Here is a 26,733-nt window from a genome sequence, read left to right as displayed (position 1 = left end):
GTTAGTGGATTCCTCGATCAAACTCCATCCCATGGTCGTCACTCGCCGATTCCGCTGTCGCTCCACCAGGGTCATTCTCTGTTCGACGGTACGATGGCGTCCCGCCATCGTCTCCTCCATGACCACCGCGGGCAGCCGCTTTTTGCGCGACGGCGTGGCCAGCGGCGGCTTTCGGCCCCCACCGAGCGGCGGTCGTCGCGACGCCGGCGCCACCGACGTAGGCTCCAGCGGCGACACCGCCAACGAGTGCTGCGCCTTTCGTTGCACCGCCGACGACTTTGGCCGTCAACGGGGTCGCGTATTTGAACGTCTTCCACGTGATGTAGAGGGCGACCAGCGGGAGGGACGCAGCAACGAGATATTCGAGAAACGCTGTTCCTGGTGTGAGAGTCCCACCGCCGTAGATCAAGTCGTACCCCTTGAGGACCATCGCTGCCGGGAGCGGCAGGACAGCCAACGGGACAAACCGTTTGCAGAACCCCATCGCGATATCGGATACGACCGGAATGTTTCCGTAGGCCAGTGCAAATGCAATCGGCATTCCGTACAAGTAGACATACAGCAGAATCATCCGAATGTAGAACAGCGCCTCCAGCGCCCACATCGAGATTCCACCAATCACGGCGAACAATAGTCCCAGCCCTGGGTTTGTGATAGATACCTCCAAGAATCCAATCATCGCCTCCGTAACCGAGGAAAGCTCCGGCATCAGGGCGATAGTGAATCCGTCAACGAGGTAGAGTGCAAGAGTTCCAACCCAATACCACGTAATGATTAGAAAAGCACCGACCCAGGCCGTCTTCTTCGTTTTTCGGGCTTCGTAGGTACTTCCAATATTGAAGATCCGAACCGTGTGACGGCCCTGAACGCTCATCACGAGGAGCAAGAGGGCAACCAGCATGATTTCGCCGCCGATGAGAGCATCGTGAATCGCTGGCCAGGGTGCATTGGTTGGTTCACCGAAGACAAAAGCTCCGTTCGTCTCTGGAGTAGGTGTCCCGAACATTCCCTCAGTCAGAGTTTCATACCCTGATCTGAGACCGTCCATGAACAGCCCAATGAACCACTCAACGACGCCCTTGATACCCTCAAGGACGACATCAATGAGATCGACCATCGTTATACCTCAGTGATCGTGACCTCACAATCAGTCATATCGTCGGAACCAGTGTATTGAACGTTGTAGGTGCTTGAGACCTGATTTCCACCGACCCGTGTCTCAACGATAACAGTAAACTGGCCACTATTCCCTTCTGGGGAGCATCCCATCCCGTCCTCAGTTTCTGTACCGAACGGAAACGAACTACTGAACAGGTCGGCCGTCTCACCAGGGGAGACTACTACCCGGTCGGTTTCGTGCATTCCACTGCCTCTGGGGTTCTCAATTGGATTGGGAACGTCCCCGGAGAAGATTAGTTCAGTTATCGCTTCCGGACCGCTTCCTGTGTTCTCTACCGTGACGAATGCCTCGCCATTCTTGATCCGGTCTGTCTCGGATTCACCATAGACTTCGTCCCACGGCTTATCTGGATTATTCCGATAGAGTCCAACATCCTGTATCTGAATCTCGGGGCGGAGTTCAGTCGTGATCTCAACTACTGTCTCCTCGCCTTTCAACGCGAGTACGCGGTACTCACCGGGCGCATACGCGGTGCCAATCTCGAATGAGACCTGCTGAGCACCTGCGGCTACGTCACGCTTTCCGAATAGCTCGCCGTTCGGCTGGATGAGGTTGACTTGGTCGATGTCGGTCTCTTCGGAGAGTTCGACGACGAGTGTTGTCCCCTCGACAGCGACACGTGTGAGTGGGCCGTTGCCATCTGGAGAGGTCGTTCCGTCACCAGGCGTCCCAGAACCGCCATTGTCGTTCAGACAGCCAGCGACGCTTACGAGGGCAGCACCTGCGACTGTTCGGAGGGCGGTTCGCCGACTGATGTGTGGGTGGTTTCTAGTCATGACTATGGGTTCCGTTGGAAGATGTCTTCTGGACCGAGCATTCGGAGGATCCGCTTGCCTGCGTAGAACATCACAATAAACGGGATGAGCTGCCAGCCGACCTCGAAAATGAACGCGAACCAACCGTCGATGGTGCCGAGCGGATGCCACCGAGCAGTTGCCGTCGCACTCACATACGCGGGGTCGTGCCCGAGCCACGAACCCGGATGGTACCGAGCCGTGTAGATGCCCGGCTCGTCGATCGTCACGATCGCCACCCCGGAGGCGTTGGTCTCGACACGTTGCTCCGCGATGGTGATGTAGCCGTTGCGAGTGCTCCCGCCAATTGGATATCGTCGGTCGGGATCGCTGAGCACGATTGGTGCGCCGGTCTCGTTGTCTCGGAGTTCGATGCGGAGTGTGGCCTGACTTTCGTTCTGCTGGAGAACCTCAACAGTCAGATTACTGCGCCGGAGTTGCCGCTCAGAGCCAGCGTCAGGTGCCACAATTGAGGCGTTCACACCCCGCACGATCCCCGCTACCTGGAGCGCGTCGCGGTCGACGCTCTCGGCGCGAACCGCAACACCGTACGTCGTCGTGTACGACTGGTTGACGATGTCGATGTTGATGTTCTCACCGAGAGTGCCGTCCGGAGACGGTCGGTCAGTGCCCCAGGTGTCGATGATCTCTGGGCCATCGCGAACTGGTTCGGCACGCGGGCCGATTCGCGACGGATACGCGTGAACATAGACCGGAATCGCGTCAGACTCGACGGTGGCGCTGTCGGTCCGGTTCGACCTGACGAGTGTATCCCAGTTGGTGTTCCGTGCGGTGTAGAACCGCCAGACGCCACGCACTCGTGCGCTTCCATTTTCCGTGAGCGTGTACCCCTGCCACGGTCTGGACTGGAAGATAGCCAGACCGGCGTCACCATTGGGGTACTCGGCGTAGTAGGGGTACGCCGAGAGGTCGTAGATCTCGACGGCGATCGAATCCGAGACGTTGAGCGATTCGGTTCGGTACGTGACCTCGACATCGGTCTCGTCGCCTCGGTCGATTCGCGTGGTCTTCTTCAACCGGACGCTGATCTCGGCTTCAAGCGTGAGGTTTGCACTCCAGTCATCCTCGATCTGGTAGTCGAGGGCCGGCGTGTGCGAGCCGTCGCGCTCGACGATGGTTTCGCCGTCCTTCTGCAATCGAACCTCCTCGACCTCGTTGCTCGTGAGCGACCACTCGATCGTCGTGTTCCCCGAAGAGCTTCCGTTCGGGACGCGAACGCGATAGTCGACGAACCCCCGCATCGTGCCGTTCGGCGCGATATAGAGCGGTGTGTCACCCGACTCCAAGTGACCTCGCGTCGACGGCTGTACTGCGAACACCGTGGCGTGGGCGTCCTCGATAAACACGCCATCTTCGAGCGACGCGTGGCGCGGATGCACGGACGTATCCGACCCACCGGCTTCGAGATCAGCGAAATCGTTTCGCGTCCACGTTGCAGCTGTCGCCGGCGGGCGCGTGAACGTGATGTCCGTCCCGTTTGCGAGCTGGTGCATCGCGGTCCGGCTCTCGCCGTAGCGCTGCTGGTACTCTTCCTGGGTGATGTAGTTGTCCGCGTCGCGAGACCACAGCGTCGCTGATTCATTCTCAGTGAGCCCATTTCCCTCCGTGCCTGGCCGTGGCGGGCTTGCAGTGACGAGACCTGTGACTAAACTCGTCACGAACAGGGCGGCCATTAGCACGGAGAGCTCTCGTTGTGTCATGGGGGCTCGCGACGGGGATGGTAGTCGCCTACCAGGGGGCGAGGTCGACGCACTGCGCCAGCGGGAGGTTCATCATCGATCCAGCGACGGTGTAGAGTGGGCCGAGGGCGACGAGGACGACCGCGGACTTCATCGCCGACCGTTTGTGCCGCTTGAGGCCCTTCTTCTGCTCGGGCGTGATCGTGAACATCTCGATAAGGGAGTCAGCCTGCCACACGACTGCGAGGCCGACAATGCCCAGCGCCGTGGTAAGCTGGAAGAAGCCCTCGATCATGCTGGGAAGGTTGTCCGCACTACAGACGGCATTCGTCTGTGCGGCGGCGGGTTCCACAGCGAACAGGCTCAGGGCGACGACGATGAACATAGCTTGCCTGGGAAGCCTACTCGATGCCGTGGACTGGCTTTCAGCGCGATTCGAAGCCGTCTCGGAGGGCGTATTGTCCTGTGACATAGCGGGTTACTCCTCTGCGTCGTCGACGAGTGCTTTCAGATCAGCGTAGCGGTTGGTCTCGTCGACGATCTCGTCTTTCGTGTAGCCCTGTTCGCGGGCCCGTTCGAAGAGATCTCGAAGCTCGTCGGGGTCGACGTCGCGAAGCTCCATCTCATCTCGGAGGGCGCGGCGATAGAGGGCGGAACCGTTGATATGGCTGTTCCACGTCAGGTACAGATCATCGATGTCTTCGATGGTGACTGCCCGTGTGATCATATGTGCGGGGTGGGTATGCACCGGTTGAGCCCCGGTCCATGGTGGTGCGATCGCTAGAAGATCGGTATATGCTTTCTGGCCACCAACTGGCGCAAAAATCTAAAGTAAATTATAACCGGAGAGTCCGTTCACCTTGCAAAGGTACCGTTAACCAACAACGGGGTTAGATGCCGTTGTCTGTTGGTTAAGGTTAGGATGGCCTCTACTCGAGTTCCACGACCTCTCCACGCCCGTTGTCGAGGATTTCTCGCACCTCGGCCAAGAGTTCCTGACCTTCCTCGTGGAGCCTTGTCCCTTCATCGAGGTCACACTCGTCCGCATCGAGCTGCTCAATGATTTCTTCGACACGGGCCAGCCGGTCGTGGATCTCTTGGTCGTTTGCCACGCTTAGATCACCCCCAACCAAAGCCCAGTGATGGCCAACAACAGCAACAACAGCACAGCGATTGCGGCCTTGTAGTAGACCGGCGGGAGGCCCTCGGGTACGGCCGCCTCGTCGACTGCTTCAGCAAGCTCTCGTTCATGTTCGTGCTCCTGCTGGAAGGTTTCGTACGCAGCGTCGAGTTGCTGTGCCAGCGGCTTGACCTCGCCCGCGAAGAACTCCTCGCGGGAATTCACGATATACTCGCCAGCGGCCGTCGGCGTGATCGTTGCCACATCCGCGACCTGATCTGCGATTAACCGGTCGTCAGTATGCCCGATCGCCGTGACGGTCGGGGTGTTCGCGGTGAAGATAGCTTCCGCGACCCGCTCGGTGTTGAACGCCTGGAGGTTCGAATCACTCCCGCCGCCACGGCCGACGATGATTGAGTCGACGTCCTCGGAGCGGTCCAGATGATGGATGCCGTTCGCGATGGACGTGGGCGCCTCCGACCCCTGGACGGTGGCGTCCTTCACCAGGATGTCGACGGTAGGGTCCTGTTCGTGAATCGCGTTCTGGATGTCATAGCGGGCATCGCCACGGAGGGAGGTTACGACCCCAACCCGCTCTGGGAACGCCGGCGGGCGCTGTTTCTGCTCGTCGTCGAACCAGCCACGCTCTTCGAGTTCACTTCGCAGTCGTTCGACAGCAGCTGCTTGATCGCCGTCGCCGACGACGATCACCTTCCACGGTTTGAGGTCGATTTTCCCACCTTCGGTCCAGTAATCGATATCGCCTTCGAGGATGACTTCAGTCCCGTCCTCGAGATCGACGTCCATCTCCCGGTAGCGGTTCGCCCAGATCATACAGGGGAGCTCGGCGCCGCCGTCGGTGAGCGTGAAGTAAAGCGCCGTACTGTTCTGGTGGAGGTCAGTGACTTCGCCAATACAACGGACGCCGTTGAGGGCAGGCGTGTCCTGGACGACCGACGCGATCCGGTCGTTTAGCTGTGACACGCTGAGAACCTCTTTCGCGTCGGGGTCGACCGCCTGCCGTTCGGTATCCGGTGCGTCCGCCATCTCCGTTTCCTAACTTCTGTACAGGAACCTCAAAAAGCTACGTTCGAGTGACGGGGGTTGGCTACGCTAAGCGGGCCTACAGGTCGCGGGGCTGGACCGTCTTCCGGTCATTCGCTTCGGCACGCTCTGCGGCGTCGTCGAGCAGTTCGGCGACCTCTTCGTTGAGGGCGTCGTAGAAATCTGCCGAGACGTTGTGGTCCGAGAGTGCGTCCTTCACGGCTGCTTTGACGATTAGGTCAGACATTCCATCGCGGACTTCTCTTGTCCGCTATATAAATGTTCGAAGTTCATAAGTGGAATTTCCACCCTGTCGTATCGGATATTCGCCTCTGAGTACCAGAGAAAACATATGCCACCCCTCAAAAACGGGAAACAGACAGATGCACGATCTGACTGGGTTCCAGCGGGACATCTTGTACGTAACCACCGGGCTCGAGGAACCACACGGGCTCGCAATCAAGGACGAACTCGACGACTATTACGAACAGGAAATCAACCACGGCCGCCTCTATCCGAATCTCGACGACCTCGTCGAGAAAGGACTGCTCGAGAAGGGTGAACTCGACAAGCGGACGAACGTGTACACGGTCACGCAACGCGGATTGCGGGAGATCGAGGCGCGACGTGAGTGGGAAAGTCAGTATTTAGAAGACGTGAACGCACCCACTCCGTCGTAGAATCATTATAAAAGCGGGACTGCTTTACCCACTTCCCACGAATCCACAGTAAGATGGCTCGGCTCGTCTTCTATCACCACCCACAGGCCGAGAATTTCTCACTCAAATATAGCTCGGCATCGGTAGCAGAAATCCGGTCTCAGCGAGAGCAATCTGACGAGTCGACAAAGCTCATCGGGTACCCCTTCGAAGCTCCAGTCTATGCGCTCTACGAAGGCGATTCAGAGATCGAATCTGCCCAAGACATCGACTTCGATCAGGAATGGCTGAGCGACCGTATTCGTGACCTCCCCCGTGCTGGGCAGGTTGTCGCATTCCGATTAGTAGAGTTGCTCGAAGCCGCGGTCGATGTTCGAGATGAGGATGAGTTCCGGCTCTACAAGGAGTTCGAACCGCAAAAGGTCCAGCAGGCACTCGATCACGTCTCCTGGGGAGCACCACTTCCGACCGTCTCTGGAGAGGTGATGTCGAATTTGATCCTCCGTCATTCCCTCCCGAATGCGAATCATCGAACTGGCATCGCGATGCTGCAGTTCTGTATTGAGAGTGTGGACCCGGATTTTGAGATGCCACGAACGCACGTCGACGACGATTCCTGGCGAGAGTGGGTCGATCCCTATATCGTCGATTCCAAACGGCTCATCACGGTCCGCCGGAACAACCTCCGTTTCAAGCAACTCGAAGAGTTGGACGTCGACCTCGTCGAACGGAAAGATGGGATCCAAATCCGATTAGCCGAGTTCGAGCTGGATATGCACTGGCGAGAAGCCCTCACAGAGTATGCTGGGCAGCACGAATCTCACTGTACGGACTTCGCGCAGGCAGTTCTCGAACGAGCAGGACGGGACGATCTACTTGACCGTCAAGGACCAACGAAACAAGAGTTCATCACGTATCTGGAGAACGGACTGGTCGAACGGGACTTCAGAGAAATGTTTTGATCAGTCGCGAAGCTCGGCGACCGACTGACCAACCTCACGGACGTGTTCACTTCGCTCGAGGTCGAGTTCCTCGGCGAGGTAGTCAACCGTCTCTTCGAGGCTCATATCGGAATGAAGTCCGTCTAACGGTATAAACCTAGTGCTGGCGCAACAATGTCGCCCATCAGAGGAAGCGTCTGTGTATACCGAACTACGTACCCCTCGGGAAAACTGTGGAATCGGTGACCGCGTAGCGATACCCACCGAAATTACGCAGTGTCGCCATTTGCTGTCCATCAACCGAACTCAATTGAAAGTAGCTCCGAAGCGATCGAGAGCGTTTCAGTCTGCAGGTTGTGCGTCGGTCGCTGGTGTCCCGCTTGGAAGCTCGGGGATGGACAGGTCCACGCGTCGGAGCAACTGTGCGTTGATGGCGACGATGACCGTACTCAACGACATCAGGAGCGCACCCACAGCGGGGGAGAGCAGAATCCCGATCGGTGCCAAGACGCCTGCTGCGAGCGGAATCGCGAACACGTTGTAGCCGGCCGCCCAGACGATGTTCTCCTGCATCTTCCGGTAGCTCGCCTTGCTGAGTTTCACGAGCCGAACGACGTCCATCGGGTTGTTCTGGACGAGGATGACGTCCGCCGACTGGACGGCGACGTCGGTGCCGCTCCCGATCGCGATACCGACGTCGGCCCGCGTCAGCGCCGGCGCGTCGTTCACACCATCGCCGACCATCCCCACGAGCTTCCCTTGGTCTTGGAGTTCCTGGACTTTCTCGTCCTTATCCTCGGGGAGGACCTCCGCGAACACCGTGTCGATGCCCAGTTCGTCGGCGACGGCGTTGGCGACATCCTGGGAGTCCCCAGTCAACATCGCCACCTCGATGCCTAGATCGTGGAGCGCGTCGACGACGCGGAAACTCTCCTCACGGATTACGTCAGCCATCGCGAACGCGGCAATCAGCTCGCCTTCACGAACAAGGTATACCACCGTCTGAGCGTTCTGTCCCGCCTCGTCAGCGAAGCGGCGGAGATGGTCGGGTATCTCGCTATCGAGTTGGGTTAACAGGTTTGGCCCGCCGACGTACACCTCATTTCCGTCGACGTTCGCACGGACGCCCCGGCCTTTGATCGCCTCGAAGTCGGTCGCGTCAGGTGCGGTGAGGTCCTGCTCGTCGGCGGCCTCGCGTATGGCTCGCGCGATCATGTGTTCGGAGTCGCTTTCGACGGCTGCTGCCAGCGCGAGAGCGTCGTCCTCTTCCACGCCCTCGACGGTCGCCATGTCGACGACGCCGTGTTCGCCTTCGGTGAGCGTCCCCGTCTTGTCGAAGATGATGGCGTCCAGGTTCCGCGCCTCCTCCATCGCGATACGGTCCCGGACCAGCATCCCGTTGCGAGCCGCCAATGACGTGTTGATTGCGACCACTAGGGGGATGGCGAGCCCGAGTGCGTGCGGGCAGGCGATGACGAGCACTGTGACGACGCGCTCGATGACCGTTGCGTCGAATGAGACCGCGAGCGTCCACGCGATTGCTGTCACGACTGCCGCCGCGAGGGCGACGTAGAACAGCCAGCCTGCCGCTCTGTCGGCCAGTACCTGTGTCTTGGATTTGCTCTGCTGGGCTTCCTCGACGAGGCGCATGATTCCCGCGAGCGTCGTCTCCTCGCCCGTCGCACCGACGCGCACGCGGAGGCTGCCGTCGCCGTTGATCGTCCCACCGATGACCTCGTCGCCGGGGTCTTTCGAGACCGGTTTCGATTCGCCCGTGATCATGGACTCGTTGACGTCGGAGTCTCCCTCTTCGACGACGCCGTCAGCAGGGACACTCGCACCCGGCCGGACGAGTACGAGGTCGCCCTCGGAGAGTTCACTCACCGGGACCTCCTCAGTGTCGCCGCCGTCGGTAATCCGCTCGGCGGTGTCCGGCATCAGCTTCGCCAGTTCGTCGACCGCACTCGAGGCCCGTCGCACCGACCGCATCTCGATCCAGTGCCCCAGCAGCATAATGTCGATCAGGGTGACGAGTTCCCAGAAGAACGCCGACTGCGTCGGGAAGACCACGCTCGCGAGGCTGTAGACGAACGCGACGGTGATCGCCATCGAGATGAGCGTCATCATCCCCGGCGACCGATCTTTCAGCTCCGGTACCGCCATCTGGAGGAACGGCATCCCACCGTACGCGAAGACGATGACCGCGAAGACGGGGTTGATCCACTCGCTGCCCGGGAACGCGGGGACGGAGAACCCGAGCCACTCCTGCAGCATTTCGCTGTATAGCAGGACTGGGATCGACAGGAGCGTCGAGACGAAGAAGCGCCGGCGGAACATCTGCTCGTGGCCCTCGTGCATCCCGCCATGCCCCTCACCGTGGCCCTCATGGGAACCGTGGTCGTGTCCTTCGCCCTCGTGCCCAGCGTGCTCGTGCTGCTCGTCGAGCACAGTCTCACTCTCCGCAGCAGGGTGTGCCTCTTCTTCCAGTAGCTCCTGTTCTACCCGCTGCTCGTCCGACTCGGCGTCCGATTCATCCTGCTCGCCGTGTTCGTGCTGGTGACTGCTGTCGTCCTGCTGGTGTTCCCCTCCAGGGGGATTCTCATTTGTATCTTTGTGGTCGTCCATAGCCCATATTCTCTGTAGAGGTGGATCCGCTGGCCCCCTGAATCTTCCCCACTGAACTGTACAGCAGGACCAGCGTAGCGAAGCTTCAAAGACAACGGTTGGCCGTTGTCTCGGAGTGGTCCGCGCGATTCTCAGGCGTAAGCGGTGTACCCGGCGTCTTCGACGGCCTCCACGAGAGCTGTGACATTTGCCTCACCATCGACGCTCGCCTGTTCGCTCTCCCTGTCGACGGTCACGTCAGTCACGCCGGATACCTCTTCGAGGGCCTCTTCGACCGTCTGCTCACAGTGACCGCACGTCATGCCTTCCACGATGATCGTCGTCGTCATACAGGGATACACACGGCCTCCTCTCTTTAGCGGATTTCCCCTTCGATCATACTGATATCGTGGGGCTCAAACTTTAGATTCAAAGTGATACCTGCGGCCGTAACGAACTTAGACATCGGATGCGCCAGGTGTCAATAGCGAGAAGGCTCAAGTATCGTTGTGACGCTCCCTGTACGTCTTCGCCGCTAAAAAGACATAGAGTGCGCCGATAGCCCGAATGCCCAAGCGGAATCGCTCGTTCCATTCTATCGACTCTGGACGCTCGTACAGGAACGCGGTGGCAAATCTCTGATACAGGTCGGGAAATAAGAGGACTATCGCGCCGAACACGCCGGTAAGATTCATCAGCAACGCGTATGCTCGCCCGTTAAAGAGTGAAAGCGCAGCTATCAGAACACCCTCCGACCGGACTGCTGGACGTATCCACCCTCTCACTGTTCCCTCGTCTGGATTCGAAATCGCGAGTTTCTCGAAGAGCTCGACGATTTCGTCCGGGAACAGCGCTGAGATAGCGCCGAGGACACCGACGAGTGTTCGAATCATACGATATGGTACGACCGATATGGATATAACTCCCACTGCGACGCTACACTATCGAGAACGAGGGGAGTCCGAACAGTAGCGGCTTCGAACCGGGCACGACGCGCAGAGGCCGCTTGTCGAATGGGCGTCCTGAATCCTTATGGATTGGGGCATACAGGGCGTAGAGGATAGACAGCATCCCGGCTGCGGTGACGAGTGCTGCGACGAATCCTGCTTCGAAGATCGACACCTGGAGGAGTTCGAAGAGGACGCCTTCAAGGAGGCCGCCAAGCCCGACCAATGCGAAGCCGGCGGCGACGTACAGGAGTAACTGCGTGTGATGTCGTTGGTACCCGCGATAGGCCTGATATGCGATGACCAGTGCTAACGCGGTCGTGAACAGTTTGCCGATGACGAATAGCGTGTGTTCCATAAGTCAGTCTCCCCGCATCTCCTCGAAGATGGTCGTAATCCGGTCGGCGGGGTCCGCCCGGACATCGATCTGGACATCGAAGCCCTCTGCCTGGAGGAGGACTTCAATACGTTCGAGACGAGCCTCGTACTCGCTGTAGTGCCGTCCTCCGGGGTCGACGTGCGTATACTCTTCGAGGAGGCCCTGCTCGACGAGGCGGGTGACACGGCGCGAGACGGTCGGGCGTGACATGTCACATTCATCGCTGAGTTCCTTCGCAGACAGTCGGTCGGTCTTCGTCGCCACGAGGATGTCGCGAGCGTACTCGTCGTCGAGTGTAGCGAAGATTTCCGACGGGTCGGACTCCTCGGTCACACGTCTCTACTCGCGACAGGAGCGTAATATAGCCCGCCGATTTTCTGACTCAGAACGCCGGCTCGCCGTTATATCGTCTCTGCCTCCGTACTGATAGTTGAAGGTGCAATAACTATGTCCACACTCGACTCCGGCATGAATCAGCTCGAGAGCAGAGTCGGCGGTCTGACCGTCGGCGGGAAAGTTCACAGTCTCAGTGCGTGGTTCGTGCTCGCGCTCCGTCTCATGATGGGCTACGCGTTCGCGTACTCTGGGTTCACGAAGATCACCGGCGAGTTCGGCGCTGGCGGCTACCTGTCGAACGTCGCGGCGACGAACGGGAATCCGCTCGCGGGCCTGTTCGCGTGGATGGGTAGTACGCCGTGGTTCGTCGAGTTCGCGAACATCGCCGTCCCGTGGGGCGAGCTGTTCATCGGCCTCGGCCTGCTCGTCGGCGCGTTCGTTCGCCTCGCGGCGTTCTTCGGCGCGCTCATGATGCTCATGTTCTACTTCGGCAACTGGGACATGGGCCACGGGTTCATCAACGGGGACTTCGCGTACATGCTCGTGTTCCTCGCGGTCGCCGCGTTCGCTGCGGGCCGCATCCTGGGTCTCGACCAGTACATCGAACAGTACGAGATCGGCGGCGAAGCGCTCGTCGAGCGCTACCCCGCCCTCGAATACATCCTCGGCTAACCACGCCGAACTCTCTTCAGGAGTACAATAATGCAAAATCCAATTCAAGCACGCGGGATTCGTTCTCTGGGACTCATCGTCATCGGAGCACTGACGCTAGCCGTCATCATTGGAATGACTCTGACGCACGCTGCTGTTCCAGATACAGTGATGTGGGACTGGCATGACGGGATGTGGAATGATGGTCACATGGCCGGGTGGGGAATATGGAGCTGGGGGATGATGTTGATCGGTTTGCTGTGGATGGCACTTCTGATCGCCCTTCCCGTCTACATCGTCTACTGGCTGACAACGCGGTCGCCATCGGACGGCCCCACCGAGGATAGCGCACTCGCTGTCCTCCAGGAACGGTACGCTCGCGGCGAAATCGACGACGAGGAGTTCGAACGCCGGCGCGCCCGACTCACGCCTGACGGCGGCCGTTACTGACTGTTCTTCCCCTATTCGTCGACTTCCGTCTTCACGACGGTCGCTGGGCGGGTCGTCAATCGAAGGACGCGGTCGGTCACGCTTCCGAGCAAGGCCCGGTATTCTTCCGGCCGGTGTTTCGTTCCAAGTACAAGTAGATCCATATCTTCGACATCAGCATACCGTACAATCGTCTCAGCCGGTCGGCCGTGCTCAATTGCTTTGACAACATTGACACCGACCTCCTTCGCTTTATATTGGATGTCTGCGATTGTTTCCGTTCCAAGTTCTTCGAGGCCATGTTCTGGGCCCTCGGCTTCATCAACGTACTCGTCACCGCTGTATGCTGTTACGACGTCCTCATCGACTACATACAGAACATGAAGATCGGCATTATGGGCCTCTGCTAGCGCGATAGCATGGGATTCAGCTTCCTCAGAAGCAACTGTCCCGTCAGTCGAGAGCAAAACCGTATCGTACATTTCTCTTTACTTATTGAGACTAGATTATAAAAGCCAGCGCTCTTGGATAGTGGCGTAGCTGGTAACACTTTTTGTAACTTCACAAAGTTTGGAGATTGTCGTCTCTCAGGGTTGAAGAGTGGAGGATTTCTATGACGACCAGCTGATGCTAAGCTATTTCCTGTTATGAGTCGTACTGATTAGCATGGGTACCAGACCAACTGACCTCCGGATGGACATTGGTCGTATTGCTGATGAGTCGGTCGCCCGTGTCACGCCTGACGCCACGGTTGCCGAGATCGCTCACACGATGATCTCCCAATCGCGGTGTGCCAGGTACGTGGTCGTCGAAGAATCCGATCAGATCTCTGGTATCATCACCGATCGAGACCTGATTGCTAACCTGCTCACCGAGGAAAGCGAGTTAAGTGTGCTCACAGCCGAGACGAGTGGAGACGACGTACGAGCTGCTGACGTGATGACGCGTGACCCACTTACTGTGCCAGCAGATGCTGAGATTCCAAAAGTCCTGAGACAAATGAACGAAGCGGGTGCTCGACACGTCCCGGTTGTTGAAGACGGGAGCGTTATCGGGATGATCACTCTGGACGATTTAATTACGCATGTTGCTGGTGAGAGCGCACACGTTTCAGCTCAGATGGATAACGTAGCGGGCATCATCCGAACAGAGTCTACGCACGATTGAAACGCTAATTTGGACTCAAAGTTTTTCGTGTTGCTTGTGCTTCCAGAAATAGAGTCAGTTGAGAGAGATTATCGCATGAGGAGCCGTCTAAGGACGTAGTGGAGGATGCCGCCGTGTTCGATATAGGTCACGGCGGCCGGCGTGCCGACCTGTGCTGTGACCGGGAACTCGACAGTCGACCCGTCCGCGCGCTCGGCGATAACGGTCAGTTCGTCCATCACATCGAGCCCGTCATCGAGGCCGTGGATCGTGAAGATCTCAGACCCATCCAGACCGAGAGATTCCCACGAGTCGCCATCATCGAACTGCAGGGGGAGCACACCCATGCCGACGAGGTTGTCGCGGTAGATGCGCTCGTAACTCTCGGCGATGGTTGCGCGAACACCGAGTAGGTCCGTTCCTTTCGCCGCCCAGTCCCGGCTGGAGCCGGTACCGAACTCTTCGCCTGCCATCACGACGAGCGGGACTCCCTCCTCGCGGTAGCGCTGGCTGGCTTCGAACACGGTCGTCTGCTCGTCGGTTGGGTGGTGGATCGTATAGCCACCCTCGACATCGTCGAGCATCTCGTTCTCGATGCGGACATTGGCGAACGTTCCCCGCATCATCACCTCGTGGTTGCCCCGGCGCGCGCCGTAGGTGTTGAACTCGTGCGGCTCAACGCCGTTATCGAGCAGCCACTGGCCGGCAGGGAGGTCAGATCCGAAGGGGCCAGCAGGGCTGATGTGGTCGGTCGTAACGGTATCGCCGAGTGTCAGCAGGCAGCGTGCATCCTCAATATCGGCGACGCCGGGTTTCTCTACCGGGAAGTCCTGGAAGAACGGCGGCTCTCGGATGTATGTCGAGTCGTCGTCCCACTCGTAGACGTCACCAGTGGGCGCGTCGAGAGCAGCCCACCGCTCGTCACCCTCGAACACAGAGGCATACTTCTCCTCGAACATCTCAGGAGAGACGTTCTCGTGGATTGCTGCCTGCACGTCCGCTGCGTCGGGCCAGATGTCCGCCAGATACACCGATCCCCCTCCTCGTCGGTGCCTAGCGGCTCGTTCTCGAGATCGACGTCCATCCGCCCTGCGAGGCCGTAGGCGACGACGAGCGGCGGGCTCGCGAGGTAGTTCGCGCGGATCTTCGGGTGAATACGCGCCTCGAAGTTCCGATTCCCGGAGAGGACGCTCGTCGTCCAGAGGTCGTGGTCGTCGATCGCTTGCTCGATGGGATCAGGAAGTGGTCCGGCGTTCCCGATACAAGTGGTACAGCCGTAGCCGACGACCGCGTACCCGAGCTCTTCGAGATACGGAAGCAGGCCCGATTCCTCGAGGTACTGCGTGACGACACGACTGCCGGGTGCGAGACTCGTCTTGACGTACGGCGGGACATCTAAACCTTTCTCGACGGCGTTCTGGGCAAGCAGACCAGCAGCGATCATCACCGACGGGTTCGAAGTGTTCGTACAGCTCGTGATGGCGCTGACGAGGACGTCTCCGTGTCCAATTTCCACTGTCTCACCGTCGAGGTCGACCTCAACGCGTTTGGTTAACGGGTGCAGTTCCGATTCGGGTTCGACCTGAACACCGCCGTCGGTCTCCGCACCAGCTGCACCACCTTCGCCGAGCCACCGCTGTAGGGCGTCTTCGTCGACATCATCGAGGTCGTCTTCGAACTCCCCGTGGAGAAGTCCCCGGAAGCTCTGTTTCACGTCCCCCATCGGAATCCGGTCCTGTGGCCGCTTGTGTCCGGCGAGACTCGGCTCAACAGTCGAAAGATCGAACTCGACCACCTCGGTGTATTCCGGTTCCTGTTCTCCGAATAGCCCTTGCGCTTCGAGGTACTCGCGAACAAGGTCGATGTGGGCGGGGTCACGCCCGGTGAGTTCGAGATACTCGAGCGTCTGCTCGTCGACCGGGAACATACTGATCGTCGAGCCCTGTTCGGGCGCCATATTGGCGATCGTGGCCCGGTCGGGGACTGTGAGATTCTCCACACCAGGACCGAAGAACTCGACGAACCGGTCGACGACGCCGACCTCGCGGAGCCGTTCGGTGATGTGGAGCACGAGATCCGTCGCCGTCGCGCCCTCGGGTAATTCGCCTTCGAGGCGGACGCCGACGACCTCGGGAAGTTTCATCGTGACCGGCTGACCAAGCATTGCCGCTTCCGCTTCAATGCCGCCGACGCCCCAGCCGACCACACCGATGCCACCGATCATTGGGGTGTGGCTGTCCGTGCCGACGAGTGTGTCCGGCAGGAGCCATTTCTCACCGTCTCGCTCGCGGGCGTGGACGATCCGGCCCAGATGCTCGAGATTCACCTGGTGCACGATGCCGGTCCCCGGCGGGACGACGTTGAAGTTCTCGAAGGCGTTCTGCGCCCACTTGATCGCGCGATACCGTTCGGCGTTGCGCTCGTACTCCAGTTCGACGTTCTTCTCGTAGGCGTCCTCGGAGTCGAAGTAGTCGACTTGGACGCTGTGGTCGATTACGAGATCAATAGGGATCTCTGGTTCGACCAGGGTCGGGTCCCGATCTTTGCGGTCGACTTCGGATCGAAGGGCCGCCAGGTCGACAACTGCGGGCACGCCAGTGAGATCCTGTAGGACGACTCGTGATGGAGAGAACGGAACCTCTGCGTCCGGTACGTCTGGCTTCCAGCCAGCAGCATTCTTGACATCCGCTGCAGTAACAGTTTCGCCGTCGGCGTTCCGGAGCACCGACTCAAGCAGAATACGGATGCTCACAGGGAGCGTGTCGAGGTCACAGAGCCCCTGCTCTTCGAGTGCTCGAAGATCGGCCATCTTGTACGTCGTCCCGTCGACGTCGAGCTCGCGGACGGCATCGAACGGAAGTGTATCAGTCATAGTATCTACACCTGGGATTGGCAGTCGTATCAATCCCTCTCCGAATCCGATTCGACGAGAATCGGGATTTGTTACGCAGAGGCATCGTATCCAGCGTCTTCGACCACAGTCACAAGCTCATCCCGTTCAGCGGACCCCTCGACCGTCGCGGATTCTGAGTCACGATCCGCAGTAGCGGACGTAACCCCCTCAACTTCTTCGAGTGCCTCTTCGACGGTCTGCTCGCAATGTTCACAGGTCATTCCTTCGACGGTGATTGTCTGAGTCATATCCATTCGTAGATAGGGGCGAGTATTCTATGTGGTTTTCTGCTTAGAATCCAATGTTGTCGCAGCCCTAGATCACCGATTTCGAAGGTGTGTTGTGGGCAACAATAATGTATCCTGCGAGACGAAGCGGTCGTATGCGCAATTTGGATGAAACCGACTTAGAAATCCTCTCGTTACTCGCTGATGACGCCCGCCGCCCGTTCAGCGATATTGGCGAGGAGGTCGACTTGTCGGGGCCAGCCGTTTCTGACCGGGTAAAGCGATTACAGGAAGCTGGCATCATTAACAACTTCACGATTGACGTCAACCGGGCTCATCTCCGAGCTGGTGTACCGGTATTTATTCAGGCCGAAATCGGCTCAGCGTCGTTGGAGGCCGCCCGCGAGCGGGCTCGAGAGTCAGATGGCGTTGAACACGTCTTCACGACCTCCGAAGGAGATCTTTGGTTCTATGCCCGTGTTGAAGCCCAGAACGTACGTCAGTGGGTAGATGGACTCTTTAACGAGATCGATGTAGCAGATTACACCGTCACACTAATTGACGAGCTTGAATGGACGCCGTCCGTTGATGGCGTCGAATTTGCACTCACCTGTGCTGAATGTAACAATACCGTTGATAATCAAGGTGAAACGACGAGAATCGACGGAGAGATCTATCACTTCTGTTGTCCGTCCTGTCTCACACGGTTCGACGATCGGTATCAGCGACTCGAAGAGGGAGCGTAACGCTGTCTTTGGAATCCAAATTTTCCTGCAGTCGAAACCCCGCCTCTCGAAGCAGTAAATCGCCTAAACCTAGACCCCGTATAGTAGAACAAGCATGACAAGCCAAACAATCCATCTTGATATCACGGGAATGTCCTGCGCCAACTGTTCGGCGACGATCCAGGACACTCTCGAATCGCTCGACGGGGTATCGGAGGCGGATGCGAACTTCGCCACCGACGAGGGTTCCGTCACCTACGACCCTGAAGAGGTATCGCTCAAAGAAATCTACGACGCGATCGACGAGGCCGGGTACGGCGCAGTCTCTGAGACGGTAACGATTGCCATCTCCGATATGACCTGTGCCAACTGCGCCGAGACCAACCAAACCGCTCTTGAAAATATTCCGGGCGTCGTTAATGCGGAGGTCAATTACGCAACCGACGAAGCACAGGTCACCTACAATCCTGCGGAAGTATCTATTGGTGCGCTGTACGATGCTATCGAGGAGGCTGGCTACTCGCCCGTCCGCGAAGATGGTGCCGACGAAGAGTCGGGCCAGGACGCACGAGATGCCGCCCGTCAAGCCGAAACTCGGAAACAACTCAGGTTGACCCTCTTTGGGGCAGTGTTATCGGCACCGTTGCTCTTCTTCCTCATCGACAATTATCTGCTCGGTGGCGCGATCGTCCCTGAAGCCGTCTTCGGTGTGGAACTTGGCTGGGTTGAGTTCCTCCTCGCCACGCCGGTACAGGCGATCCTCGGCTGGCCGTTCTATAAGAACTCGTACAAGGCGATCGTGAAGAACGGCCGCGCCAATATGGACGTGCTGATTGCGATCGGTTCAACAACGGCCTATCTATACTCTGTGGCAGTCCTTGCTGAACTCATTGCAGGTGGACTTTATTTCGACACGGCAGCCCTCATCCTCGTGTTCATCACGTTGGGTAACTATCTCGAAGCTCGGTCGAAGGGCCAAGCGGGTGAGGCCCTCCGAAAGCTCCTCGAAATGGAAGCCGAAACGGCGACCATTGTCCGCGAGGACGGCAGTGAAGAAGAAGTTCCACTCGAAGAGGTCACAACTGGTGACCGGATGAAAATTCGTCCAGGTGAGAAGATTCCCACAGACGGTGTCGTTGTCGACGGTCAGTCTGCCGTCGACGAGTCAATGGTCACTGGCGAATCTGTGCCTGTCGAGAAAGAGGAGGGCGATGAGGTCGTCGGCTCGACGATTAACGAGAACGGCGTCCTTGTCGTGGAGGCGACGAAGGTTGGAGAAGACACGGCCCTCCAACAGATCGTCCAGACAGTCAAGGAGGCCCAGTCGCGCCAGCCCGACATCCAGAATCTCGCCGACCGCATCTCCGCGTACTTCGTGCCTGCGGTCATCGCGAACGCCCTTCTCTGGGGTGTCGTCTGGTTCCTGTTCCCCGAGGCTCTCGCTGGCTTCGTCGACTGGCTCCCGCTGTGGGGTCAGGTTGCTGGCGGCCCGGCCCCGGTCGGTGGGACCGTTTCAGTCTTCGAGTTCGCGATAATTGTCTTCGCGTCCTCGATCCTCATCGCCTGTCCCTGTGCGCTGGGGCTGGCGACGCCCGCAGCGACGATGGTCGGGACGACGATTGGTGCCCAGAACGGCGTCCTGTTCAAGGGCGGTGACATCCTCGAACGCGCAAAAGACGTCGACACGGTCGTCTTCGACAAGACGGGCACCCTCACGGAGGGTGAAATGGAACTCACCGACGTGGTCGTCTTTGATAGCGATGGAAATGTGGTGACTGACGGTGGCGAGCCGACCCCAGATGGTGGACAGCTCAGCACCCGTGAGCGCCTCTCAGAGGATGATGTGCTTCGACTGGCGGCGATAGCTGAAAGCGGCAGCGAACACCCGCTCGCCCGTGCAATCGTCGAAGGGGCCGAAGAACGCGGCCTGGACGTGACTGAGCCTGACGACTTCGAGAACGTTCCGGGCCACGGGATCAAAGCAGTCATTGGTGACAGCGAGGTGCTGGTCGGCAACCGCAAGCTGCTGCGGGACAACGGGATCGACCCCTCTCCCGCTGAGGAGACGATGGAACGCCTCGAGAACGAGGGGAAGACGGCGATGCTGGTCGCCTACGAGGGGGAGCTCGTGGGTGTGGTCGCCGACGCCGACACAGTGAAGGAAAGCTCCAAGCAGGCTGTCACAGCACTCCAAGAGCGGGGAGTTGACGTGATGATGATTACGGGCGACAACGAGCGAACTGCCCGTGCGGTCGCTAAACAGGTGGGTATCGACCCGAAGAACGTCCGCGCAGGAGTCCTTCCTGAGGACAAGTCCAACGCGGTCGACAGTATTCAAGACGAGGGCCGGCAGGCGATGATGGTCGGTGACGGCGTCAACGACGCTCCGGCACTCGCGGTCGCACACGTCGGGACAGCAATCGGCTCCGGCACCGACGTCGCCATCGAAGCTGCAGACGTCACGCTGATGCGAGACGACCCGCTCGACGTGGTAAAGGCGATCCGAATCTCAGACGCGACACTCCAGAAGATCAAACAGAACCTCGTGTGGGCGCTCGGTTACAACACGGCGATGATTCCGTTAGCGTCGCTCGGCCTCCTCCAGCCCGTGCTCGCTGCAGCAGCAATGGCGTTCTCGTCGGTGTCGGTGCTGACGAACAGTCTCCTGTTCCGGCGGTACACCCCCGATCACGACTACAAGCTCTTCGGATTTCTTCGCTAACCGTCACCTCTAGATCAATGTCGAATATTTCCCGGCACACGGTTCGAAGGTACCTCGTCGAGACAGCCAGTAGCGAACCGACATACCTCCGGGCTCGCGAGATTGCCAGCGACCTCGACGGATCTCCCAAGGCAGTCGCGCAGTATCTCAGCCAGCTCCAGGACGAACTCACAATCGTTTCACTCGAACAGTGGGGGCGCTCGAAAAGCACGACGTGGCGATTGGAGGTGAACGGGTCGTGAGTACTGTCACCCGCCGCGTCGAGACTGTCCTTCCGGAGACCGGCTCACGCGAGTGGTGGGCGCTGTACCTGCTGGCCCCGCTCGTCCTCCTCGGTGGGGGCATCCTCGTGTTTCCGACGTTGGTCTACGACCGGTTCATCTGGCAGTATCTCTGGGGACCAGTCGTCGCCGATGCGGCCGGTCAGCCAGTCACGCACGAGGGGGTTCGTGCTGTCCAGGGCTACAACGCGGTGAACACGGTAATCTACCTCGCGGCAGTCGTATACAGCCTCCCCGGACTACGTGCGTATCTCGACCAACTCGACGTCACGTTCGACGCACGACTGGCCTACGGGTTCGCTCCGATCATCATCGCAGGTGGGGCGATGCGCGCCCTCGAGGATCTCGGGCTGCTCGGGGACTACGCGGTGTGGTTCATCACGCCATCGATTTACATCGTCGTCACCGCTGTCACCATCCTCGCGCTCGGTGTCGGTGCACTCTTGCGTGACCAAAATATCGGATCTATCCCGCTAACAGTCGGGCTCGTCGGGTCGGTGTGGGCTGTCGGGGCCGTCTGGTGGGCTGTTTGGCACGGCCTCTCGACATCGACCCCACTCCGCCTATGGGTTCCTGTCGCGACGACGGGGATAGCGCTCGGCGTAACCGCACTCTACTACTGGGGCGCGAGTTTCGTCAATATCACACACCTTCGACACCCGCTAATTCTGCTGGCCGTTTTCGGCCAGTTGTGGGACGCTGCGCAGAATCTCATCGGTGTGACGTTCCTCGGCTACTCCCCAAAGCTGGTCGTGACGAATCTCGTGTACCAGGCGACTGGATTCTCCGGATCGACGTTCGTGCTGAAACTCGTCGTGACTGTCGGCATCGTGTGGTATCTCGCCGATGCGAAAGAGGAGATGAATCACACGTGGTGGTGGCTTATGACGTTCTTCATCGGAGCGATCGGACTCCCGATGGGCGTTCGTGGGTCACTTCGGATGCTGTTGGGAGCTTAACGATGGCCTCAAAGATTGGCAAAAACCGATGACACGAACGTCCAAAATTGCGGTAATAGGTGGAGGGATGGCCGGGCTTGCAGCAGCTGCTGGATTCGACGACGCTGGATTCGTCGTCAAACTATATGAGCGGCAGTCCTACGATAGCAAACGCGTTAATTGCGGAGAAGCGATGACAGCGGTATCGAAGATCCCACTCGAGCCGACTGTAGAGAACGGCTTTCTCAATCCGCTGCCAGCGATGGAAGTGGAGGTGTATGACGGAATCGACGCCGATCGCCACCGCACTGGAGCCGGCACCTTTCCTGCTGCGGATACATATATAACGGACCGAAATGTCGTTGAGCAGTCCTGGGCAGAACAACTCTCAGAGAAGGGTGTTGACATCCACGAAAACCAGTCTATCACACGGACAGATTTCCACGAGTTCACCGATGAGTATGATCTCGTCGTTGATGCAACCGGTCAGCCATCACTCTCTAGTAAAGCGCTCGGAACAACCAACGAGTATTCAGGATATATGGTAGCGCTTAACAGTGATGTCGAAGGGGACTTCACCGAGTTGTACCCGAACAGCCGGATAATTCTGGAGAACTATACAGGGTACTCGTGGGCATTCCCGAAGACATCGCAACGAGCCAACGTTGGTATCGGCTGGACGGTCAGTGACCGGCCTAGTGATTATATGAAGGCATTGAGGGAAGCCTGTAAGCGGAATGGGTGGCCAGTCCCGTCGCAGGAACGGACGAACGTCGCAATCATTCCCGAGGGACCAAGCCTTGATCCCGACAGAACCTATCTACCGGAGCATTCCGTCGTACGGGTGGGTGATGCTGCAGGTATCGCAAACCGACTCACCGGAAAGGGGATCTCACAGGCCGTTGAATCGGGATTCTTGGCCGCAGAGTTGGCTAACAGCGGCCAATTACACAATTTTCCTGACAGTTTATATCAGAGGATGAAAACGGAGTACATTTTCGCCACAGTTGTGAGATACTTTCTTGAAACTCGTAATCCCAAGGTTCTGGGAGCAGCAATTCGTGCCGCTGCCGGGATCGATATTGAAGACGTTGACCGGTCTCCGAGTACAGTTCTACTGCGTCTCCTCCGCCACCCTGTTTTGTTTGCCCGTATTTTCTCGAGACGACGAGTTTTAAACCGTGTCTATGGAGGAATGACTAACCAATGGGAGTTGATTAATTGACATCCGCTCGAGTTAAATTCTCAGAATCTGTTAGCTACTGGGAGGATCGGTAAGTACAGAGGATTAAATCAGCAAATGGAGTCCCTCAAGCGAATTTTCCGAGATCCAGAATTCGGTGGGCTCGGCTTCATCAGTGTTCCCGCTTACACGCCCCAGCACACAATCAGTCCGTAGAGGGTGACCGAATTCCTTCTTGAGAATCATCCAACTCACCTCGGATATCCGCGTTCCTGAAATGAGCCCCGACTCTTAGAAATCACGAACACCATCAATCTTTTTTACTACATCTGACAAAATCAGCCGTGAGGTGAAGTATGCCATGTCAACTCAATCCATCCGTACGAATTTTCTCGGAACCGAGACGTCGTTCTCGGTCTCGGGAGCCTGGTTGTCGTATTGGATCCTGCTGCTCCGGCTGACCGCCGGGTGGTGGATGCTCCACGCTGGCCTTGACAAAATCTGGGCGTGGCCCTTCGACGCCAGCTGGTTCGTCGGCGGAGCCGCTCAGGGCACGATTCTCGCCCCCTTCGTCACGCCGTTCAGCGACGGCATCCTGTTGGCGTTCGTCAACGTGGCGGTACCGCTTGGGCAAACCGCCATCGGTCTCGGGCTGATACTCGGTGTCCTCACGAGGACCGCCGCCTTCTTTGGTGCCTTCATGATGCTGTTCTTCTACTTCATCAACGGCTACGGTGGCGGCTGGGCCAACGGTATGGTCACGGGTGAACTCCTTGGGATCATGGTCTTCGGAACCATTGTGGCACTTGGAGCGGGCGGCGTCCTGGCAGTCGATAACCGCCTGCGTGAGATGGAACTGTTCGAGAACACGCGATTACGGAAACTCCTCGGGTGACTACCAATGAGTGACTTATCAACGGCAGACCAAATCGCCATGTACGTCGGCGGTGGCCTGGTTGTCTTGGGCGTCGTCGTGATCGGCCTGCTCGACATGCTACTGGGAGCCGGGCACCCAGTCGATAGCGAGGGAGCAATCGAACACGCTGCAGTGGTCCCCATCGACATTAGGGCGGGCATCATCCTGCTCGGCTTGGTGATTTGGGGACTCGTCGCCGTTTACAAGTTTGCCGCAGGGTCGGCACCGTCGGGATCGACTACGGGCCAAACCCCATCCGGCATGGACGAGCTAGTTCAACAACTCAGTCCGTGGAGCCATTTGCCAGTTAACTTTTCGCGTTGCTCGCACTAACGTCCATCTGATGCACCTAAACGTGAAGACAAACACGATTTTCAGGAGTAGCCCTGTCGTTTCTTGGTTTTCCTTCTGGTCAGTACGCGCGCTTTATTCAGCAGAACGAACTTAACACTCTTTGGTTTGGTAGAAGAAACGGGGATTAATACGCAATTAGAATTTCCGAATTTAAGACTGAAATTAGTATATTACAAATAATATTTCAATATATCCTTGACTTCCGATTCTGGTTTGTCTTTCGAAGAAAGGTGTACGGGTGTTTTTTCAATTCAGCTGTCCTTCGGTTAATCGTTAGAACGGGGTAATCTGCTTCCTCGATCACTTGAGCTGCGACGCTTCCCTGTAATAGCCGACGAATGCCAGTCAATCCTCGTGTCCCCATTGTAACAAGGTCGATGTCAGTCACCTCAGTGTATTTGAGAATCTCCTGCTGAGGTTGACCAAAGCTCAACGTAGTTCGGACAGGAACGTCCAAGGTCGCTGCCTTCTCCGTAATGTCCTCCAAGAGCCGAGTTCCCCGCTGTTCCCAAGAGTCAGTGACCTCTTCCCACGTGAATCCAGGCCGACTCGAATAGGACTGTTCGGAAATGATAAAAAGTCCATGTAGGGTTGCATCATACCGTTTAGCAATTTGTAGCCCATGTTTGAAGGCCACAGATGCCTCGTCGTATCCATCCGTAGGCACGAGAATATCTGTGAACTGACTAGTAGATAACTCTCCTACCGGATCAGAGGGATCCATATCAGGTATCGTCAAGACAGGAAGAGAGATATTTTGAATGATGTGGCTGGAGACGTCTCTCCGGAGAATTCGTGCTAATCTAGTCTGTGTAGGTTTCTGGTGGACAAGCAAATCGATATCATTCTCCTCAGCGTATTCCCGAATAACACCTGGAGAGTGCCCACTATCCACTGCTGGTATCACATTGAGTCCGAGCGAGTGGGCCTGATCCACCACGGGTTCAATTACCGCTGCTGCGTCCCATTCCTCTTGTTTAGTGACTTGATCGGATTCCACCTCCGTGCGTTCCTCATCTTGAATATATAACACGTGGAGAGCCGCATCATACGTTTCTGCAAGTGATAGGCCATATTGGACCACTGAGTCCCTTATATCAGCTCCGTAGAGTGGAATGAGGATCTGGTTGTACAGGTTGATGTCCGCACCTTCTCGAACTTCTAGATGGCTGGGGGAGTTCATACATATCTATACGTAACGACGATTTACCGTGCTTTCTGTTAAGAATCGAAACCGGGAGAACAGTCTCTGGGGTGGTGACTTGAGGCTTTTATCGCAAGTAACTCGCTATAGCACGTCTATTTCGAAAAGAGTGGAGACGTCGTTTGGAGTCGCATCAGTTCGACGAGAGCGTATTTCCCACAGTTTCGAGGAGTGAAGTGTCGGAGTCGGTGCGACGAGTCATGCTCTGGGTCATGTTGGGCGCAATTTAAGGCCGATATGCTCGTTGACGGAAAACCGTCACGGCAGCACCCTCGACCGATGAGGGTCGCCACATAGAGACGAATACGGGACTCTGACCTTTGGGGTTTCCTCCTCAGAACTGAAAGTCACCTTCCCCGTCGTGCTTGAATCCGTTCTCAATACACAGGAAAGGTCGACGTACAATTGAATACTTCCGAGCCAAGTGACGAGCATATGGAACGGGCCGTAACTCGTCGCGAACTACTACGGGTCGGTGCGACGACAGTCGCACTCGGAACCGCCGGTTGTTTGGGGTCATCGAGTGGGGATGAGTGGGATATCGAGGGAACGCTAGCGGTGACGAACGCCCAACAATACAGTTCACCAGGCTGTAGCTGTTGTGGAAAATATGCGTCGTACCTGCGGGAACAGCTCGACACGACGCTCGGGGAAACCGAAACCGAGGACGTGACGGATCTCAAGCGCCAACACGGTATTCCATCGGATCTACAGAGCTGTCACACACTCGTCCTCGACGAGTACGTCGTCGAAGGACATGTTCCTGCCGAGGTTATCGCGACGATGCTCGAGGAAGAGCCGGCGATTGACGGCATCGCGTTGCCCGGGATGCCGGCTGGATCGCCGGGGATGGGCGGGACGAAGTCCGACACATTCACCGTCTACAAACTCGGCGGCGGAAAGACAGGTGACGTGTACACCGAAATCTGAACAGAAAACACCTGGTCAAGATACTTTGGGACGGCAGTCGACACCCTAAACAATGATTCGACGACTCCTCCACGATCTCGGATACGTGCTTGCATACGTCCTTTTCCTCGGCGCGAATACGCCAGAATCGGTCGTTACCCGTCTTCGCATCGCCTATCGCCTTGTCGGTGTCCGGATCGTCGAGACGCCACAGGTTGATTCGGTCGAACGGACGATCTTCCTGTGTCCGTACCGAAATCTGGGCACTACGTGGGTTAGGGAGAAGTGGATCTGTCACGACATCCTGGACCGCGTCGACGACGGATACGTGACGTATCTCCGACGGCACAAGGGAATCGACTACCAGCGTCCTCGCGGGTGTGCCGACCTCGCGTACTGCGACGAATCCGAGTACTGCTATTCGGAGGTTTCCGAACTCGAGTAGGTGGCC

At 57.8% G+C, this 26,733-nt stretch carries 30 protein-coding genes and 1 pseudogene; 14 read left to right on the top strand and 17 right to left on the bottom strand.

The annotated features are described in order from the left end of the window. Position 1 precedes the first annotated feature (1 nt). The 8 genes from ACODNH_RS02985 to ACODNH_RS02950 all read right to left on the bottom strand — a co-directional run bounded on the left by ACODNH_RS02985 (position 2) and on the right by ACODNH_RS02950 (position 6,085). The gene (locus ACODNH_RS02985) at positions 2-1,117 is read right to left on the bottom strand and encodes a hypothetical protein (protein WP_434530237.1); all 1,116 of its coding nucleotides are present in this window, start codon (positions 1,115-1,117) and stop codon (positions 2-4) included. A 2-nt stretch (positions 1,118-1,119) separates the two neighbouring features. Then, positions 1,120-1,956, bottom strand: coding sequence for a hypothetical protein (locus ACODNH_RS02980; RefSeq protein WP_119712817.1), 837 nt, complete (start codon positions 1,954-1,956; stop codon positions 1,120-1,122). Positions 1,957-1,958: 2 nt separating this feature from the next. Further along, positions 1,959-3,695: a hypothetical protein gene (locus ACODNH_RS02975; protein ID WP_119712816.1), complete on the bottom strand. Its 1,737-nt coding sequence runs from the start codon at positions 3,693-3,695 to the stop codon at positions 1,959-1,961. A gap of 28 nt (positions 3,696-3,723) precedes the next feature. Further along, positions 3,724-4,146, bottom strand: coding sequence for a hypothetical protein (locus ACODNH_RS02970; protein ID WP_119712815.1), 423 nt, complete (start codon positions 4,144-4,146; stop codon positions 3,724-3,726). Positions 4,147-4,152: 6 nt separating this feature from the next. Further along, on the bottom strand, positions 4,153-4,401 hold the full coding sequence (locus ACODNH_RS02965) for a hypothetical protein (RefSeq protein WP_049987855.1): 249 nt from the start codon (positions 4,399-4,401) through the stop codon (positions 4,153-4,155). A gap of 202 nt (positions 4,402-4,603) precedes the next feature. Further along, positions 4,604-4,786, bottom strand: a complete 183-nt coding sequence (xseB, locus tag ACODNH_RS02960; RefSeq protein WP_119712814.1) for an exodeoxyribonuclease VII small subunit — start codon at positions 4,784-4,786, stop codon at positions 4,604-4,606. A gap of 2 nt (positions 4,787-4,788) precedes the next feature. Next, positions 4,789-5,841, bottom strand: coding sequence for an exodeoxyribonuclease VII large subunit (xseA, locus tag ACODNH_RS02955; RefSeq protein WP_119712813.1), 1,053 nt, complete (start codon positions 5,839-5,841; stop codon positions 4,789-4,791). Positions 5,842-5,917: 76 nt separating this feature from the next. Continuing rightward, positions 5,918-6,085, bottom strand: a complete 168-nt coding sequence (locus ACODNH_RS02950; protein WP_004048632.1) for a DNA-binding protein — start codon at positions 6,083-6,085, stop codon at positions 5,918-5,920. A 136-nt stretch (positions 6,086-6,221) separates the two neighbouring features. Here ACODNH_RS02950 and ACODNH_RS02945 point away from each other — a divergent pair, with 136 nt between their 5' ends. Both ACODNH_RS02945 and ACODNH_RS02940 read left to right on the top strand, forming a co-directional pair. Beyond that, the gene (locus tag ACODNH_RS02945) at positions 6,222-6,518 is read left to right on the top strand and encodes a PadR family transcriptional regulator (RefSeq protein ID WP_119712811.1); all 297 of its coding nucleotides are present in this window, start codon (positions 6,222-6,224) and stop codon (positions 6,516-6,518) included. 53 nt (positions 6,519-6,571) lie between these two features. Further along, positions 6,572-7,459: a hypothetical protein gene (locus ACODNH_RS02940; protein WP_434530236.1), complete on the top strand. Its 888-nt coding sequence runs from the start codon at positions 6,572-6,574 to the stop codon at positions 7,457-7,459. 321 nt (positions 7,460-7,780) lie between these two features. Here the strand turns inward: ACODNH_RS02940 and ACODNH_RS02935 are convergent, their stop codons facing one another. The 5 genes from ACODNH_RS02935 to ACODNH_RS02915 all read right to left on the bottom strand — a co-directional run bounded on the left by ACODNH_RS02935 (position 7,781) and on the right by ACODNH_RS02915 (position 11,701). Then, complete coding sequence (locus tag ACODNH_RS02935; RefSeq protein ID WP_434530235.1) at positions 7,781-10,063, bottom strand: copper-translocating P-type ATPase; 2,283 nt, start codon at positions 10,061-10,063, stop codon at positions 7,781-7,783. 131 nt (positions 10,064-10,194) lie between these two features. After that, entirely contained in the window at positions 10,195-10,392 is a 198-nt protein-coding gene (locus ACODNH_RS02930) for a heavy-metal-associated domain-containing protein (RefSeq protein WP_004594582.1), read from the bottom strand. Between the two features lie 147 nt (positions 10,393-10,539). Further along, positions 10,540-10,935 carry a hypothetical protein gene (locus tag ACODNH_RS02925; RefSeq protein WP_004594583.1) on the bottom strand — a complete coding sequence of 132 codons (396 nt, stop codon included), beginning with the start codon at positions 10,933-10,935 and terminating at the stop codon, positions 10,540-10,542. 43 nt (positions 10,936-10,978) lie between these two features. Then, positions 10,979-11,347: a DUF7521 family protein gene (locus ACODNH_RS02920; RefSeq protein WP_434530312.1), complete on the bottom strand. Its 369-nt coding sequence runs from the start codon at positions 11,345-11,347 to the stop codon at positions 10,979-10,981. Between the two features lie 3 nt (positions 11,348-11,350). Next, positions 11,351-11,701, bottom strand: a complete 351-nt coding sequence (locus ACODNH_RS02915; protein ID WP_095638028.1) for an ArsR/SmtB family transcription factor — start codon at positions 11,699-11,701, stop codon at positions 11,351-11,353. Positions 11,702-11,815: 114 nt separating this feature from the next. Here ACODNH_RS02915 and ACODNH_RS02910 point away from each other — a divergent pair, with 114 nt between their 5' ends. Together ACODNH_RS02910 and ACODNH_RS02905 are read left to right on the top strand one after the other, a co-directional pair. Next, positions 11,816-12,376, top strand: coding sequence for a DoxX family protein (locus ACODNH_RS02910; protein ID WP_095638029.1), 561 nt, complete (start codon positions 11,816-11,818; stop codon positions 12,374-12,376). Positions 12,377-12,406: 30 nt separating this feature from the next. Further along, complete coding sequence (locus ACODNH_RS02905; protein ID WP_049986209.1) at positions 12,407-12,805, top strand: SHOCT domain-containing protein; 399 nt, start codon at positions 12,407-12,409, stop codon at positions 12,803-12,805. 11 nt (positions 12,806-12,816) lie between these two features. Here ACODNH_RS02905 and ACODNH_RS02900 read toward each other — a convergent pair whose 3' ends face one another. Next, on the bottom strand, positions 12,817-13,266 hold the full coding sequence (locus ACODNH_RS02900) for a universal stress protein (protein ID WP_095638030.1): 450 nt from the start codon (positions 13,264-13,266) through the stop codon (positions 12,817-12,819). Positions 13,267-13,450: 184 nt separating this feature from the next. Between ACODNH_RS02900 and ACODNH_RS02895 the strand changes: the two genes are divergently transcribed. Further along, the gene (locus ACODNH_RS02895; protein WP_004594590.1) at positions 13,451-13,951 is read left to right on the top strand and encodes a CBS domain-containing protein; all 501 of its coding nucleotides are present in this window, start codon (positions 13,451-13,453) and stop codon (positions 13,949-13,951) included. A 68-nt stretch (positions 13,952-14,019) separates the two neighbouring features. Here the strand turns inward: ACODNH_RS02895 and acnA are convergent. Both acnA and ACODNH_RS02885 read right to left on the bottom strand, forming a co-directional pair. After that, positions 14,020-16,802, bottom strand: a pseudogene (gene acnA / locus ACODNH_RS02890) (aconitate hydratase AcnA). Between the two features lie 71 nt (positions 16,803-16,873). Beyond that, entirely contained in the window at positions 16,874-17,071 is a 198-nt protein-coding gene (locus tag ACODNH_RS02885) for a heavy-metal-associated domain-containing protein (RefSeq protein WP_049938510.1), read from the bottom strand. 134 nt (positions 17,072-17,205) lie between these two features. On the opposite strand from ACODNH_RS02885, the gene ACODNH_RS02880 reads away from it, so the two are divergent. From ACODNH_RS02880 to ACODNH_RS02850, 7 genes are all read left to right on the top strand, one after another. Beyond that, positions 17,206-17,796 carry an AsnC family transcriptional regulator gene (locus ACODNH_RS02880; protein ID WP_049986206.1) on the top strand — a complete coding sequence of 197 codons (591 nt, stop codon included), beginning with the start codon at positions 17,206-17,208 and terminating at the stop codon, positions 17,794-17,796. Positions 17,797-17,890: 94 nt separating this feature from the next. Next, positions 17,891-20,497 carry a heavy metal translocating P-type ATPase gene (locus tag ACODNH_RS02875; RefSeq protein ID WP_004594598.1) on the top strand — a complete coding sequence of 869 codons (2,607 nt, stop codon included), beginning with the start codon at positions 17,891-17,893 and terminating at the stop codon, positions 20,495-20,497. A 17-nt stretch (positions 20,498-20,514) separates the two neighbouring features. Further along, positions 20,515-20,739 (top strand): DUF7123 family protein, encoded by a 225-nt coding sequence (locus ACODNH_RS02870; protein ID WP_004594599.1) that lies wholly within the window; start codon positions 20,515-20,517, stop codon positions 20,737-20,739. Continuing rightward, a complete protein-coding gene (locus tag ACODNH_RS02865) occupies positions 20,736-21,737 on the top strand; it encodes a DUF63 family protein (RefSeq protein WP_004594600.1) in 1,002 nt (333 codons plus the stop codon). Before ACODNH_RS02870 ends, ACODNH_RS02865 begins: the two co-directional genes overlap by 4 nt. 28 nt (positions 21,738-21,765) lie before the next feature. Continuing rightward, positions 21,766-22,941 (top strand): NAD(P)/FAD-dependent oxidoreductase, encoded by a 1,176-nt coding sequence (locus ACODNH_RS02860; RefSeq protein WP_434530311.1) that lies wholly within the window; start codon positions 21,766-21,768, stop codon positions 22,939-22,941. A 319-nt stretch (positions 22,942-23,260) separates the two neighbouring features. Further along, positions 23,261-23,794, top strand: coding sequence for a DoxX family protein (locus tag ACODNH_RS02855; protein ID WP_004594602.1), 534 nt, complete (start codon positions 23,261-23,263; stop codon positions 23,792-23,794). 6 nt (positions 23,795-23,800) lie between these two features. Next, positions 23,801-24,148 (top strand): hypothetical protein, encoded by a 348-nt coding sequence (locus ACODNH_RS02850; protein WP_434530310.1) that lies wholly within the window; start codon positions 23,801-23,803, stop codon positions 24,146-24,148. A 205-nt stretch (positions 24,149-24,353) separates the two neighbouring features. On the opposite strand, the gene ACODNH_RS02845 is transcribed toward ACODNH_RS02850, so the two are convergent. Beyond that, positions 24,354-25,352, bottom strand: coding sequence for a universal stress protein (locus tag ACODNH_RS02845; RefSeq protein ID WP_434530309.1), 999 nt, complete (start codon positions 25,350-25,352; stop codon positions 24,354-24,356). A 456-nt stretch (positions 25,353-25,808) separates the two neighbouring features. Between ACODNH_RS02845 and ACODNH_RS02840 the strand changes: the two genes are divergently transcribed. Beyond that, on the top strand, positions 25,809-26,303 hold the full coding sequence (locus ACODNH_RS02840; RefSeq protein ID WP_004594605.1) for a DUF411 domain-containing protein: 495 nt from the start codon (positions 25,809-25,811) through the stop codon (positions 26,301-26,303). 52 nt (positions 26,304-26,355) lie between these two features. Then, complete coding sequence (locus ACODNH_RS02835; RefSeq protein ID WP_004594606.1) at positions 26,356-26,727, top strand: hypothetical protein; 372 nt, start codon at positions 26,356-26,358, stop codon at positions 26,725-26,727. Positions 26,728-26,733 lie beyond the last annotated feature (6 nt).

The sequence above is a fragment of the Haloarcula sp. NS06 genome (genome assembly GCF_051122755.1).
In the GTDB taxonomy this organism is placed as follows: domain Archaea; phylum Halobacteriota; class Halobacteria; order Halobacteriales; family Haloarculaceae; genus Haloarcula.
Note: the sequence above shows the minus strand (reverse complement) of the source record. Positions and strands in the feature narration are given on the sequence as shown.